The sequence below is a fragment of the Chryseobacterium sp. RU33C genome (assembly GCF_900156015.1).
GTDB lineage: Bacteria > Bacteroidota > Bacteroidia > Flavobacteriales > Weeksellaceae > Chryseobacterium > Chryseobacterium candidae.
Genome location: NZ_FTMT01000002.1, coordinates 176,065 through 191,980, shown reverse-complemented (window position 1 = coordinate 191,980; position 15,916 = coordinate 176,065). Strand labels below are relative to the sequence as shown.

Sequence of the window (15,916 nt, the reverse complement as noted above, 5' to 3'; positions counted from 1 at the left end):
AAGCATTTAAAATATTAACCTTAATGTCTTGATTTTCATTTTTTAATAATGAAAAAAAGAAAAATCTCTAATTGTTGATATAACATATGAAGAAGTATCCAATTCCTGCAAATGAAGAAGAGAGAATGAAGAAACTGGAGTATTTTAATCTTTTAAATCTTGAAAAAGATCCCCAGTTAGACATTTTTGCAGAAACAGCATGCATGGTGACAGGCTGTCCTGCAGCGCTTATTTCCATGATGGAAAGCGAAACCCAGACCATTCAAAGCTGTGTGGGACTTGCTATGGATCTTGTAGACAGGAAAAGCACTTTATGCCAGTATTCTATTGCAAGTGGGGACATCGTAGTCATCAATGATACCTTGTCAGATGAAAGATCTTCTGATAATCCAATTATTCTTGAAAGCGAAATCAGGTTTTATGCAGGAGTACCTCTGATTGATGATGAAGGATTCGTATTAGGGACAATCTGTGTGATTGATTATAAACCTAAAACAATTACAGACGATCAGGTTTCAACGCTGAAAAAAATAGGAGAGGCCATTACAAAAGTCCTTTTGGGAAAAAGAAAAAATATCCAGGCGGAGTATTTTCAACAGACCTTTACTATTTCCAATAACCTGATCTGTGTTCTGAATAAAGACTTCTTACTGAAAGAGGCTAACCCGGCTTTTGAAAATACTTTTCAAAGAGATAAAGGTAAGATTCTCAATCAGAATTTCCTGGACCTGATAGGAAATCATAATTCTCAACTTCAATTACTTTCCGAAAACCTACCCAATACGGATGAAGAAGTAACTTTTACTACTACAACCAATATAGATGGTAATCAAACTATCATTATTGAATGGTATTTAAAGCTCAATCAAAACCATTCAGAGATTTTTTGTTTCGGAATCAATATCACCCAACGCATTGAAGAAAAACTTAAACTGGAAAGCTCTGAGCGCCGCTTCAGAAACTTCTTTGAAAATGCCATAGGATTGATGAGTATGCATGATATGGAAGGGAATATCATTGCTGTCAACGAAAAAGGGAGAGAAATCCTGCAATATTCTGCCGAAGAAGTAGAAGGATTGAATTTAAAAGATCTTGTTCCCCAAAAAAACTGGCCTCTTCTTGAGCAATATCTCGAACGGATCAACAAAAATCATGAAGATTCCGGAACCATGATCCTGAAAACCAAAGAAGGTGAAGAAATGATCTGGATGTACCACAATCTTGTTGAAATTAATAAAGAAGGAAACCCTAACGTTGTAAGCACCGCACTGAATGTTACAGAAAGAGTGACTTTGGAAAAAGATTTGGTTCATACCAAAAAGATGCTGGAACAGACAAGTGCTGTTGCCCAGGTGGGAGGATGGGAAGTGAATCTGAAAAATAATACCGTAACCTGGTCGCAGTCTACAAGAGAAATCCATAAAATAGATAAAAATTTTAAGCCGGATTTTGAAAATGCACTGGGCTTTTACAGTGAAAAAAGCCGGGAAAGGCTGGAATTCTTATTGGAAAGAGCTATAAAAGAAGGTGTACCCTACGATGAAGAATTACAGCTTGTACAGAATGGCGGCGTGATGATTTGGGTAAGAGTAAAAGGTATACCTGAATTTGAAAACGGAGTATGCACCAGAGTCTACGGAATCATTCAGAATATTGATACATTCAAAAAAATCTACCTTGAGCTGGCCAAAAAAGAGGCTATGCTGCAGTCTTTTGTTACATATGTACCTTCTACAGTTGCGATGTTTGACAAAGATCTTAATTATGTTTCTGTAAGCAGGAGCTGGAAAGAAGAGTTCCAGATGAACGACATCAGGCTTATTGGTGAAAACATGTTTAAAATTTCTCCCAATGTACCAGATGAAAGATTAAAAATATATCAGAATGCACTGGCGGGAAAAGCTTACAAGAATGAAGACATGGCAATAGAGGTTCCAGGCAAGGGAATTATTCAGCATTACAGCGTAGAAGTCACCCCATGGTATCTTTCCAATAATGTTATCGGGGGAATTATTGTTTCTGCACAAAATATTACAGGATCTGTAAAAATCAACAGAGAACTGAAAAATGCCAAGAAAATGGCAGATATTGCCAGCAAAGCAAAATCTGAATTCCTGGCCAATATGAGCCATGAAATCCGAACTCCACTGAACGGTGTGATCGGTTTTTCCGACCTCCTTTTAAAAACTCCGTTAAACGAGATACAGACTCAATATCTTAATTATATCAATGAATCAGGAGAAAATTTATTGAGTATTATCAACGATATCCTTGATTTTTCCAAAGTAGAATCCGGAAAAATGGATCTCATCGTTGAAAAGTCCAATATTTATGATATGGTAGGTCAGGTAATTAATGTTATCCTTTACCAGTCACAGAAAAAAAATATAGAATTACTGCTGAATATAGAACAGGGACTTCCTGAAACCATCTGGCTGGATGAATCAAGGCTGAAGCAAATTTTGATCAACCTTCTTGGCAATGCAGTGAAATTTACAGAACAGGGAGAAATAGAACTTAAAGTAGAAAAACTGAATTTAGACAACAAAAATATCACACTCAGATTTTCAGTAAGAGATACCGGAATTGGTATTCCTAAAGAAAAACAACAGCATATTTTCAATGCCTTTACTCAGGAAAACAGCTCTATCAGCAAAAGGTATGGAGGAACAGGTCTCGGACTTACCATTTCCAATAATATTCTGAAATACATGGGAAGCAGTTTATCACTGGTGAGCGAACTTCAGGAAGGTTCTGTTTTCTATTTTGATATAGAGGTTCCCTATGAAATGTGCTACAGCCATGAAGATGAAGAGCTGAATATAAACAAGGTCCTTATTGTAGATGATAATGAAACCAACAGGATTATTATTCAGCACATGCTTGCCTATAAAAATATAGATTCCAGGCTTGCTGCCAACGGAATGGAAGCACTTCAGATATTGCTGGCAGGAGAACGTTTTGATGTTATTCTGATGGATTATCATATGCCGGTTATTTCCGGGTTGGAAACCATAGAAAAAATCAAAGAACTATTTGAGGAACAGAATGAATCATCTCCTCTGATTATTCTCCATACGTCTTCTGAGGAACACGATGTTATCAATTCTTTCCGTCAGGAAAACAATTCTTACTTCCTGCTGAAGCCTATCAAGTCCGAAGAGCTTTACAAAACATTGAGACGTGCTGTAAAAAATACTGAAAAAGAAACAACCAACAACGCACAGCCGGAAGCCGCAACCTCCATACTGATGCAGTCGCCACAGGTCTTACTTGTAGATGACAACCCGGTGAACATGGTTCTTAATCATAAAATGATGCGCTCACTCATTCCCGATGCTCTGCTTACGGAAGCCACGGATGGACTACAGGCAGTTCGGCAGTGTAAAGAAAAAATATTCAATATTATTTTAATGGATGTTCAGATGCCGGTAATGGATGGTATTGAAGCAACCAAAAAAATCCGTTTACTCCCGGAATATTCCCATGTTCCGATTATTGGCGTTACTGCAGGAAATGTACTGGGTGAAAAAGAAAAATGCCTGGATTCCGGGATGAATGACTTCCTTCCTAAGCCTTTAAGACAAAATGATCTGCTGGAAATGCTGAAGAAGTACATTCCTAATGAAAATAATCTTCCCTCAAATAAAGAAAATTATCTGGATATAAATCTTCTGAATAAACAAATAGGTGATGATGATGAAGACTTCAGAAAAGTATTTTTAGATCTTGTAATAGAACAACTTACTCAGGCTGAAGAAAACATTAAAAAAAGCACCGCTGAAAAAGACAGTACCAATCTGAAATTGATTCTTCACAAACTCAAAGGAACAGCAGGAACAGCAGGGTTGGTAAAACTTACAGAACTTACTGCCAGCTGGGAGAATAAAGCAGAGCCCAACATGGATTTTGGTGTCATGGAAAAAGAAATGATCCGGGAAATAACAACAGGATTACAATTATTTAGAAATCTAAAATTAAGTTGATTATAGTAGTCTAAGACGACAAACTGATTCTAAAACAATTGAACACAAATTACCAAATAAAGGAAACGAAGTAATCCTGACTCCGAAAAGTTATGATGCTATTGAATCCCCTTAAACCAGAGAGTTTAAACATACTCCCGGTGTAAAAACCAGGAGTATGTTAATAAATATTGTAAATATTAGGATTGCTTACGGCGACGGCCTGAAACCTTTTTGTCAAGATCCCTGATGTCCTGTCTCAGTTCACGGAACATCTCTTTAAAATTGTAGCTTTCATAATCACCCGGCTCAAAATCTTCAGGGAAAATTCCTGAAGCATACTGCCAGATTTCCACTACCTCTTCAAAAGGAATATCATAAGGTTCATAAAATGAATTATCAGCACTTACGCAGATCGCATTTTCTTTCCTTTCTTTAAAACGTTTATAGGTAATCCCGTCATTTAAGGTGACAAAAACATAGGTTTTACCTTCTTTCAGTTCATTGATTCCCTCCACGTATTTTCCGACAATATAAGATCCGTTTCTGAACGGCGGCATAGAATCCCCATCCGCAGGAAAAGCTCTGTATTTTCCATTGGTAAGAAAAGGAAGAGCAATACGCTGAAGACTTTCCATATATTCGATATCACTATAACCTTCCAGATAACCCATTGAAGCCTTCTGGGGAATAATTTCTATGGTATCATTTCCTTGATTATCTACCGCTACCGGAAGAACAATTCTGTTATCCGGAAGCTTTAGCATTTCATCTACCGGATGTTTCTCAATATCTACAGACAGCATAAGATCAATACTTACATGGAAATATTTTGAGATTTTCACCAGCAGTTCGATAGGAGGTTCAGAAATTCCGTTTTCATATTTTGAATACCGAACTCTTGAAATCAATAATTCATCGGCTACATTTTGTTGGGAGAGCTTCCTCCTGGCTCTTAAAAAGCGTATATTATTTGAAAAAACTGACATTGATATAAGTATGTCAGCAAAAATACAAAATTTGATTCCGTTATCAATAAACAGAACGGTTTTTACTACAAGAAGAACATAAATTTTATTCTACTCTTATCTTTTTTCCAGAATGAATCAATTTAAATGCTTCAAAGATGAGTTTTTATCTTACTGAAGGTCTATCTACAGATAAATATTTAAAATTTAAAACCAATTAAAAAATAGATAATAATAAATGATATTTAGTATAAAAATAATAACTCAAAATTCCCCAAATTGAATTATTATTTTTAACTTTTAGAAAATCAATCACATATAATCGAAATTAATATTTTGATAAAAATACATTCATATTAATAAAATATTAAACAATAATAACATATAATTAATTTACTTAAATTAATTTTTAATCAATAAATAATTATTCATATATTAGTGATGTAATAATCATATAAAAATTATAGTTATGAAAAACTTAAAAAAATTAGACAGAAACGAATTAAAAGCTATTTCAGGTAATGGATTACTGGATCCAATCGGCGGACTTCTAGGTGGAATAGGAGGAGTAGTGGGCGGAGTAGTAGGCGGTGTAGGTACTATCGTTGGTGGAGTAGTTTCCGGCGTTGGATCTACAGTAGGTGGAGCAGTGGGCGGTGTAAGCACTGTTGTAACTAATGCTTTATGCCAGACACAATGTGTTGTGAATGGTGTAGTTCACATCAAATTACTTGAGTGCGGTTCTACTTGCTAACAGTAAGCATGACATTAAAATCACGAGACTGCCTTAAAAAAGCAGTCTCTTTTTTATGTGAAAATTTAAAATATCGAAACAAAATCCGGAATGCTTACCATTTTCATAATTATTTTATCTTAACCATTTCACATTCCATTATTTCATCAGAAAAATTAGAACTTAGTTTTAAGAAAACCTTATTGTTTATAACTTTTAATATTTCAGCTCTCAGTACATCATCAGGAGTGCTTCCCTCCAGGATTTTGCCTTGTATTACTTTTCTGTTTTTTAATTCGTAATGACAATCATCAATCCAAGTGACATCATACCTTGCCTTATAACCCATTTTTGTGTTTGTTTCAGTCTGGATTTTGCTATTTCTTTCAATAACTGTAATTCCATACTCGCCATTATCTATTTGAAATTTTCCGATATGTGCAGATTTACACTTAAAATTCTGAGCATTTATTACCAAAAAGAATGAAAAAAAAGAAAATAAAAAAAATATTTTGTCCATAAAGAGTTTTTTTGGTTTTTAGTTTTCACTAAATATAAAAATAATTCACATAACAAAAGGTACTTTTTAGCACCTGAATTTCAACACATTCCAGGGTTTTAAAAATTACATCCTTACGAATTGTCTATAAATATCTATAGATTAATGATCTAATTGTGAAGTAAGGTTTCAAAACTCTCAGTTAAAATTCCTAAGTCCGCTTCCCTGCATTACGATTTCCAACGGTGTGAAAATCACTATATAAAACCCTTATTTTTCTGCAGTTGTTATTTCAATGACGGCTGCATTTTTTTTACACGGTTATTATTTTTTATGGCTCTTGCATTGGTCTGATTTCACCCATGTTTTTATAGAAAAATTTTCATCAAAAAAAACTAAAAAAAAAGGCTATTAAATTATAATACGACGAGTTTTGTCGCTGTGCGCCAGTACTTTTGTATCAGAGATAAGATAAAGAATCCCGGGAAATTAATTGTCTTACCCAACCCAATTTTAACCTTAAAACAACTTTTTTAAATTATGTGTAAAAAACAACTAATAATCATTTTTCTCCTTTTATTTTGCATTTCCTATGCGCAGAATGAATTTACTACCATCTGGAAACCCAATGCAAACGGCATCATTGATCATTCAATAAAATTCGGCGGCACAGGAACCAATTACACCATTTACTGGCAAGAAGTAGGATATCCTGAGCATAACGGGATGTTTGATTATGTAACCTCTAGCAGCAATGAGCCTTTACTTATATATTTTGGGCCATCATTCCATCCAGATCCTCTGCAGGCCACTTACGAATTAAAAGTATCCGGCGGTAACGGATTATTTTACGGGTTCAGGGCCAATACCGACATCATGCCTCCTGGTGGAAATCAGGAACTTATAGAACTCAGCCAGTGGGGAAATACAACATGGCTTCAGCAATTCGACAGAGCATTCGCCAACTGTCCCAATCTTAATGTAACGGCTGCAGATACTCCTGATTTGACACAAATAACCAGTTTATCACAAATGTTCCTTAACTGTTCATCTTTGACAGGCCATACTTCATTTTCTTACTGGAATCCATTCCGTATTACGGACATGAGCGGTATGTTCAGCGGAGCGACACTGTTTAATCAGAATATCGGAAACTGGGATACAGCAAAAGTAACCAATTTCAGCAGCATGTTTTCTTCTGCATCTTCTTTCAATCAGGATATTTCTGCCTGGAATACGATATCCGGAACTGATTTCTCCTCCATGTTTGCAGATGCCACAGCTTTTAACCAGCCATTAAATTCATGGAATACAGAAAATGCAACTAATTTCCGCTATACATTCTATAATGCGACAGCATTTAATCAGCCTCTTGATAACTGGAATACAGGTAAAGTGACAGATTTTGAGCATATGTTTGAAAATGCAGTATCGTTCAATCAGCCCATCGGAAACTGGGATGTAAGTAAGGTTGATTATTTCGCCGGATTTAATATGTTTGCGGGTGCTTTACATTTTGACCAGGATATTTTTTCGTGGAATATCAAGCTTCAAAACTTCAGCTGGAATACAATCTATTTCGGATTTAAAAATGCAGGTTTATCATGTACGAATTACAGTAACTTTCTCATCGCTCTGAATAATAATCCTACCTGGGCGAACTCAACAATTACGTCCGGAACTATAGATGCAACAGGATTGGTTTATTCTACACCGCAAGCTATGCTGGCCAGAGCACAGCTGATCAACAAAGGGTTTAATATTATTGGAGATTCCTATATTTCAGGTTGTTATCTGTCAACAAGAGAAGCTTCCCCAAAAACGAAAACTTCCGCTTATCCTAATCCAACGACAGGAGTGATCAACGTGGAATCCTCAGCAGATGAAAATATTTATTTATATGATAATAACGGTAACCTCATTAAAAATATATTGTTTAGAAAAGGGAAAAATACCATCGATCTGACTGAATATCCTTCAGGAGACTATATCTTTAAAGGTGATACTTTTTTCAATAAAATCACCAAGCAATAGTAGAACAGCCGAAAAGTTAGCTATTTAACTCTGCTCCAAAATCTTCGGATTTTGGAGCTTTTATTGGATAAAATAAAAAAACATTAGCATCATTACAAACTTTATATCAACACAATCCGTAAATTTGAGTCTTAACTGATATTTAGCCCCAATGCCATGATAAAAAAGTATTTACTCTTACTTTTAATTTTCACTTCTGCAACTTCTTCATTGCTTGCCCAGAACTATGAAAGATATAAATACTAAAAGACACTATATTAAAATCAACAAATCTTGGATTTGAAAAAAAAATCTGTAATCCAATCCAAAAAAACGTTAACGAAATTGCATCACTTTATAACCAGAAACGAACGAGAATTAAATGACAGAGAAGTTTACGACAATAAACAGCACACTTTCACCTTATGAAATTGGTCAACTTATTCAAGAAAAATATGGATTAACTGACAAAACGGAATGCAATATATTTCGGCTTGCGATGAACCACTTATACATCGTTCATGATGGTGAAAACAAATACGTTTTTAGAGTGTACACCCATCATTGGCGAACTCCATTAGAAATTGAAGAAGAATTAAGACTTCTCAATCATCTGAAAGAGGCAGACCGACAAATTGCTTTTCCCATAGCTGATCAATCAAATAAATTTATCCAGAAAATTGAAGCTCCGGAAGGAATCAGATTTGGCGTTTTATTTTCATATGCTAAAGGCATAAAAACAGCAAAATTTTCACCCGAAACAAGCTTTCTGATTGGACAAGCTTTAGCAAAAGTTCATCAATCAACAGAAAATATCAAGCTGATGAGAATGTCTTACAACGCTGAAAACCTGCTTAAGAATCCTGTTATAAGAACAAAAAAATTCTATAATAAAAATACCAGCGAAATTGAATTTTTAGAAAGTCTCTCTGATTTTTTAACGCTAAAAATGGAAAATGAAGAAAAACAGAAAATGAGATATGGAGTGGTTCATCTTGACGTCTGGTTCGACAATTTGCACATTGATGATGAAAAAGAAATCACATTTTTTGACTTTGATTTTTGTGGTAACGGTTATTTATGCTTTGATATTTCTTACTTTCTATTTCAGTTATTTACAACCCATCTGAACGAACAAGAGTATCAGGTAAAAGCAGACAGCTTTATAAGAGGTTATGAGACTGTAACTAAAATTACTCCCGAAGAAAAAAAGTTATTGCCTTTCGCTTGTCTGGCCATTATGAACTATTATATCAGTATCCAGTGCGACAGATTTGAATATTGGACCAATATTTTCCTGAATGAAGATCATTTAAAAAGAATGGTGGGTAATTTAAAACGATGGATTGCTTACAACAAAATTGAGATAAAATAATGATGCAGCACTGTATACAGTTAATTATATTTTTAGAAAACTATAAAGCATGACAAGATATTTGACGATTATTATAATATCCTTATTCTCATTAACAACTTATGGACAAACAAAAATGCGCTCTATTGATGAATTAATAAACGATAAAGATCCAGGCTGGATTCTTGTAAAAGAATGGATAGACTCAGCAAAAAATAAAGTGGAAATATTGCCTGTGGATACAAACAAGGCAAAGGATGCCTTATATAAAACTCAAGTTACCACTAAATCTCCAATGGGTTCAATTGTTTATATGACAGGGGGACTTTTGGTTGATAATGGATGGATAAGGATTCTTGGCTCAGGAAGTGATAAGCTAAGCAGGTCATTGCCAGAATGGAATAGAGGAAAAACATTTGAAGATTATGGGCAGCCAATACCATATCTTTTAATTGCTGACGATGCAATTGGAGGTATATTTATTCTTAATGGTGGTGGGTTGGGCAGCGATTTAGGAAAAGTTTATTATTTGGCTCCTGATAATTTGGAATATGAACCTCTTGACCTTACTTACACTGAATTTTTGAATTTTTGCTTTAATAAAAATCTTGATCAGTTCTATAAAGGATACAGATGGACAAATTGGAAAAGTGAGGTAGCAAAACTTAAAGGCGACCAGGTATTCAACTTTTTTCCTTACTTATGGACGGAACAAGGCAAGGATATTAATAAAGTATCAAAAAAGGAAGTTCCAATTGAAGAAAGCTACAAGCTAACTCTTGAATTTAGAAAGAAGCTTGCATTGGATGCAGAAAAATAAATGCCTTAAATAAATATTATTAATATGGATACAAAATCGATCAGTTTTCCCAATCAAAAAAAGCGCAATGCTGCGTTACGTTTCATGCATCTGTGGATTATTTCTTATGTGTATCTTTTTATCTTTACATCCCAGTTTTCACCTTTAGAGGGAATACATAAGAGTGGCGTCTTGTGGTTGTGTAAAAATGTTTTTCAGCAAAAACAGATAGAATATATTACAATGACTGGTAGCGGCGATACTACATTAGATTATTGGGTAGTGCTTGTAAATATTGGCTTAGCGCTAGTGGCTGCACTCGTTATACTTTTCGCAGACAAAAAACAGCGGACATTTAAAGACTTACATTGGTTTACGGTAGTAGTAGCACGTTATTATGTAGCTATGATAATGCTTTCGTATGGCTTTGCAAAACTTCACGACGGACAGTTTCCTGCCAACACAATTGGCAGGCTGGAAGAAAGAGTAGGAGATATGTCGCCAATGGGAATGGTATGGACTATGATGGGAGCTTCCAGTGGTTATACATTTGTTTCCGGATTGTTAGAAGTTATTGGTGGACTTTTGCTTCTTTTCAGGAGAACCAAGACTTTTGGTGCGCTTTTTTCCATGACGGTGATGATCAATGTAGCTCTGTTGAATTTTTTTTATGATGTGCCGGTTAAAATATTTTCCAGTCATATTGTTTGGCTTTGTCTTTTTATTGTAGGCGGCGATGCAATGGCTTTATATCGTTTTTTTGTATTGCAACAGCCATCGCAATTACGCTTTCAAAAAAGAATATTCGACAAAAAATGGAAGGGTATTACAGTTACTGGACTCAAATGGTGTGTAGTAGCTTTTTTTATATTGAGTTCTTCATCAGCACTGTTCTATACGCCTCCGGCTGTTCCAATGGAAGGTGCGTATATTGTTGATAAATTTATAATAAACAACCAGGAAATACCAAACAGTGATTCTGTCGGCTGGAAAAAGCTATTAGTCATTTCTCCAAGCCGGACGAAAGTAATCCTGAATAATGACAGTATTAAAACGTTTCAGAGTGTTTTAGATACTGAAAAAAACACACTTATGCTTCGTAAAATAGATCATCAGGACCTATATGCTTACCTGCATTACAGTACTCAAAAAGATAGTATTGTTTTTACTGGAAATAAAGGTATTGATTCTATAAAAATCAATACAATAAGAAAGAAAAAGGAAGATTATAAGTTAAATAAGAGAGGTTTTCATTGGGTTAATGAATACCCTTATAACAAGTAAAAGATTTTATATGAAATCACTATTTATAAATATTGATAGTTTTATTTTATGGAAAAACTTACGATAATTTTTTTGTGATTTCTTAACAATCCCATCATCAAAATAAACTTTATATTCGTAGTATAAATGGCTTTAGGAAAATTACATCAATTAAATTAAGCTGAAAAACAAAACGTAACCATCTAAAAATTAGGAATTAAATACAAAAAAATGAGGAACACTATTTACACTTTGTTATTATTATTTTTATTCACAGGTGTTAATGCTCAGGAATATTCAAAATTAATAAGTGAAGCTCATAAATTATATCAGACAAAAGATTATAAAATGTCTACAGATTTATATAGTAAAGCTTTTAAAATTGAAAGTGAAAATCCAAGTCACTTATATAATGGGGCATGCTCATCTTCTTTGGCAGGAAATACAAAACAAGCATTTAAATGGCTGAACTTATCAATAGATAAAGGCTGGACCAATCTAAAGCACTTAAATTCTGATACTGATTTAGAAAATTTACATTCAAAAAAAGAGTGGGGGAAAACCATTGAAAAATTAGAAGAGAAATTAGCTTTACTAGAAGCAAATTACGACAAACCATTGCAGGCTGAATTATTGGCAATTCTTGAGGAAGACCAAAAATACAGAATCCAAATGAACGAAACTCAAAAAAAATTCGGTCCGGAATCTAAAGAAATGAATGATCTTTGGAAAATAACAATACAGAAAGACTCAATTAACTTATTAAAGGTAAAAAAAATATTAGATGAAAAAGGTTGGGTTGGCAAAGACAAAGTAGGCGCACAAGCCAATAGTGCATTATTTCTTGTGATTCAGCATTCAGATCTGGAAACGCAAAAAAAATATTTACCCATGATGAAAGAAGCGGTAACAAAAGGAAATGCAAGTTCAGGTTCTTTAGCTTTGTTAATTGACAGAATAGAAATCCGGGAAGGCAGAAAACAAATATATGGGAGTCAGATAGGAACCAATCCTCATAACAAAGCTCTATATGTTTTACCTTTAATTGATCCTGACAATGTAGATAAAAGAAGGAAGGAAGTTGGCCTAGGTCCAATTTCTGACTACGTTAAAAATTGGAATTTAGTTTGGGACGTTGAAAAGTACAAAAATGAATTACCCGAATTAGAAAAATTAAATAAATAGAAAAACTTCTGCTTACAGCAGTTTACAAAAATGGCGGGTTTAGGACTTAATGTAGAAATTCCTTAATCCGCCATTTCTAAAATAATTTGCAAGCAGATGAATTTGATATACTTAGAAGCTATTAGAACAACTTAGATAGAGTTAGATATTACTTGAAAAAATCTGATGTATCAATCAGAGTGTAAAATAATAAAATTCAACGTGTGGTTGTAGATCTTTGAAACTAAAACAACACACAATTTAACATAATATAAATTATAGGATTTTTATTGCAAAAATGAAATAGAGTATTAACCTCCTGAGAATCCGTTATTTTTACATTTTTCCTGCCCAATAGCTTTTAACGGCTTCAGGGAACTTCTTCAGTATAAACTCATTTAAAAATATCAAGCTTACCTGCATTCAATTCCCAGAAATATCCGTAAGACTATTTACCTCAAAAAATTCTCATTCAGCCATTTCAGTTTGTTATAGCTTTTCAGGAATTTGGCTTTCAGCTCAATATTTTTTTCTCGGGCATCCAGTAATTTATTTTCTCTGGAATTGATCAGGAATAAAGAACTTTCCCCGTTGCTGAACCTTATTTCCTCTGCATTCAGAAGTCTGCGGTAATTATTCAGATTCCTGGTGGAAATATCAATCTGCGTAAAATAATTACTGACTTCGTTTTTATAGGTTTCAATTTTGGTTTCCAGTTCACGGGTTTTAAGCTGAGAATCCAGCTGGTTTTGAGAAATCTTCAGCTTGGCAATTTCATAATCTGCTCTTGCCTGTCTCATGAAAATGGGAATCTCCAGTTTCAGTCCGTACTGGAAATTATTATCAAATAAAGGCAGAAATTCAGATTTGTAATTTTCTTTATTGAAAAAATTATAGGTAAAATCCAGTTTTGGAAGAAAACTCTGCCATTTCAGTCTTTTTTCACTTTCCAGAATATTTTGCTTTTGAAAATAATATTCCAGTGAAGCATGATTCTGAAGCTGTTTTGATTCTAAATTCTGTACCAAAAAATCATAATCGGTATATCCGGAATGCTGATCGAGATTGGAAGACGGAAAAATAAGCGTTGAAATTTCATAAAAATCCTGATTTTCTTTCCAAAGATACATCTGAAGCTCCTGAGTACTCTTTACAAAACCAAGATAAGCATCTCTTTCCTGAAGCTCAAAACTTTGTAATTGAGAAGCAGCTTCCACTGTATCAATTGCTGGTCTTTCACCGTACTGATATGTTTTTTTTGTAAGCTCAAGGCGTTGTCTGTTAATTTCTACAGCCGATTTCTGTAATTTGTAGATTTCATAGGTTTTCACCCATTCCCAATATGTATTTTCTGCATCAAGAAGAAGCTCGTTGGTAAGAACGGTCTGCTCTGCTTCCGTCATTTTCAATCCGAATTTTGCCTGGTCAAGCATTGCTCTTCTTTTATCATACAAAAGATTTTTTGCCAAAGGCACCGTAACCCCAAACTGATACAAACCTCCTTTTGTTTCGCTGCTGTTCAGTTTTTCTCCATCCAGATAATTGTAACTTCCGGTAATGTCGATTCCGTACCAAGTAGGAATTCCGAGTTCTACATTTTTCTGTTCGTAATATTTTGTTCCGTCAATATTTTTTTCTCCCAGTTTTCCTGCAATCACCGGATCAAAATTTCCTCTTGCTTTGGTAATTTCTGCATTGGCAATTTTATTCTGAAGCTGATATCTGAAAGCCAGCGGATGATAATTCTTCACAATATTCAGAAATTCCTGATGAGAGAGTTTCAGAGAATCCTGCGCAAAAGAAAACTGAATACAAACCAGAACGAGAAGCGCTGAAAATTTATTTTTTAGACTTTTCATCTTTTGAAGATTTTTCGGTTTTTACTTCATAATAATCCGGTGGGAATCCGTTGATATTTCGCCACAATTCGTACCATATCGGAACATCATTAAGAATCGCAATTCCCTGAACTCCGGTTCCCATTTTGATCTTCGGAGGCCATTGTTTTTCATTTTTATCCTGAATCACCAATGCTTTGAACATTCCGTTTGCACTGATGTTGTTTTCTACCGCAATCACTTTTCCTGCAAAAGTTCCGTAGCTGGAATTCGGCCATCCTGAAAAAACAATCGCCGGAAAACCATCGAAAATACACATCACGCGCTGTCCTTCTTTTACCAAAGGCAAATCGACAGGTTTAATGTAAACTTCTACGGCGTAATCTACTTTCTCAGGAACAATGATTCCGATACTTTCTCCATCTTTCAGAATTTCTCCAATTCCGGCTTTATTGATCTGTACAACCTGTCCGTCCTGAGAAGCAATCACGAAATACAAACCTTGTCTTGCTTTGTAATTGGCAACCTGATTTTCGAGTTTGGCAATATCGCCGTCACTTCCTTCAATCTGTCCCATACTCTGGAAACGGTCGCCCTCGGTTTTGCTCAGTTTTTCATTATAATCCTGAATGACTGCATTCTGTTCGATGCTTACATTCACAATTTCCTGTCTGGTTTGGGCTAATTTATTTTCGGTTGCTGTTTTTTTAGCCAAAGCATTTTGGTAAGAAACACTTCTCTGCTGAAATTGGGTTAGCGAAACCAAACCTTCATCATACATTTTCTTCTGTCTTTCGTATTGGTCGGAAGTCATTCTCAGTTCGTTTTTAGCTGCTTCCAGTTCTGCTTCTTCTCCTGCCAATTTATTGTTGAGCTGACTGATTTTTACTGTAAGCTGATTCAGTTTTAAATCTCTTGCGGAATTCATAGCCCGGATCTGGCTGTTGGTGGTTCCAACTTTGGCTTCGTAATAATCTCTCACACCCTTTTTGGCTTCCACCTGCATTTCGGTTCTTCTTACCAAAAGCGGATCCAGGTAATCTTCTTTTACTTCAGAAAGCTGAAGAAGAGTGTCGCCTTTTTTTACATAATCACCGTTTTTCACATACCATTTAATGATTCTGCCCGGAATTGGTGAATTGAGTTGCTGCGGACGCTGTTCCTGATAAAGCGTACTTACATTTCCCATTACCTTGATGTTTTGGGTCCACGGCAAAAACAGTATAATGATGCCTCCAATCAATATGAAAAGAAACCATATTTTAACCCTTGATTTTTTGTGGATGTGATATATTTTATTAACTGACTGCAATTCCATCT

The 15,916-nt window shown here is 34.8% G+C and carries 11 protein-coding genes; 7 read left to right on the top strand and 4 right to left on the bottom strand.

Annotated elements, in window-relative coordinates:
* The first annotated feature begins 86 nt into the window (after positions 1-86).
* Positions 87-3,986 carry a response regulator gene (locus BW946_RS02700; protein WP_076594696.1) on the top strand — a complete coding sequence of 1,300 codons (3,900 nt, stop codon included), beginning with the start codon at positions 87-89 and terminating at the stop codon, positions 3,984-3,986.
* Positions 3,987-4,165: 179 nt separating this feature from the next.
* Here the strand turns inward: BW946_RS02700 and BW946_RS02695 are convergent, their stop codons facing one another.
* Positions 4,166-4,954, bottom strand: a complete 789-nt coding sequence (locus BW946_RS02695) for an XRE family transcriptional regulator (protein ID WP_076594695.1) — start codon at positions 4,952-4,954, stop codon at positions 4,166-4,168.
* A gap of 448 nt (positions 4,955-5,402) precedes the next feature.
* Between BW946_RS02695 and BW946_RS21330 the strand changes: the two genes are divergently transcribed.
* On the top strand, positions 5,403-5,687 hold the full coding sequence (locus BW946_RS21330) for a bacteriocin-like protein (protein WP_168801991.1): 285 nt from the start codon (positions 5,403-5,405) through the stop codon (positions 5,685-5,687).
* A 109-nt stretch (positions 5,688-5,796) separates the two neighbouring features.
* On the opposite strand, the gene BW946_RS02685 is transcribed toward BW946_RS21330, so the two are convergent.
* Entirely contained in the window at positions 5,797-6,186 is a 390-nt protein-coding gene (locus BW946_RS02685) for a hypothetical protein (RefSeq protein WP_076594693.1), read from the bottom strand.
* Between the two features lie 519 nt (positions 6,187-6,705).
* Here BW946_RS02685 and BW946_RS02680 point away from each other — a divergent pair.
* The 5 genes from BW946_RS02680 (at position 6,706) to BW946_RS02660 (ending at position 12,779) form a co-directional block, all read left to right on the top strand.
* On the top strand, positions 6,706-8,199 hold the full coding sequence (locus BW946_RS02680; protein WP_076594692.1) for a BspA family leucine-rich repeat surface protein: 1,494 nt from the start codon (positions 6,706-6,708) through the stop codon (positions 8,197-8,199).
* A 478-nt stretch (positions 8,200-8,677) separates the two neighbouring features.
* Positions 8,678-9,553 carry a phosphotransferase gene (locus BW946_RS02675; RefSeq protein WP_228402434.1) on the top strand — a complete coding sequence of 292 codons (876 nt, stop codon included), beginning with the start codon at positions 8,678-8,680 and terminating at the stop codon, positions 9,551-9,553.
* A gap of 49 nt (positions 9,554-9,602) precedes the next feature.
* On the top strand, positions 9,603-10,352 hold the full coding sequence (locus BW946_RS02670) for a DUF2625 domain-containing protein (protein WP_228402432.1): 750 nt from the start codon (positions 9,603-9,605) through the stop codon (positions 10,350-10,352).
* A gap of 24 nt (positions 10,353-10,376) precedes the next feature.
* Positions 10,377-11,615 carry a hypothetical protein gene (locus tag BW946_RS02665; protein ID WP_139325955.1) on the top strand — a complete coding sequence of 413 codons (1,239 nt, stop codon included), beginning with the start codon at positions 10,377-10,379 and terminating at the stop codon, positions 11,613-11,615.
* 210 nt (positions 11,616-11,825) lie between these two features.
* Positions 11,826-12,779 carry a DUF6624 domain-containing protein gene (locus BW946_RS02660; protein ID WP_076594688.1) on the top strand — a complete coding sequence of 318 codons (954 nt, stop codon included), beginning with the start codon at positions 11,826-11,828 and terminating at the stop codon, positions 12,777-12,779.
* 431 nt (positions 12,780-13,210) lie between these two features.
* Here the strand turns inward: BW946_RS02660 and BW946_RS02655 are convergent, their stop codons facing one another.
* Entirely contained in the window at positions 13,211-14,617 is a 1,407-nt protein-coding gene (locus tag BW946_RS02655; RefSeq protein ID WP_076594687.1) for a TolC family protein, read from the bottom strand.
* The gene (locus tag BW946_RS02650; RefSeq protein ID WP_076594686.1) at positions 14,598-15,914 is read right to left on the bottom strand and encodes an HlyD family secretion protein; all 1,317 of its coding nucleotides are present in this window, start codon (positions 15,912-15,914) and stop codon (positions 14,598-14,600) included. Before BW946_RS02650 ends, BW946_RS02655 begins: the two co-directional genes overlap by 20 nt.
* Between the last annotated feature and the right edge of the window lie 2 nt (positions 15,915-15,916).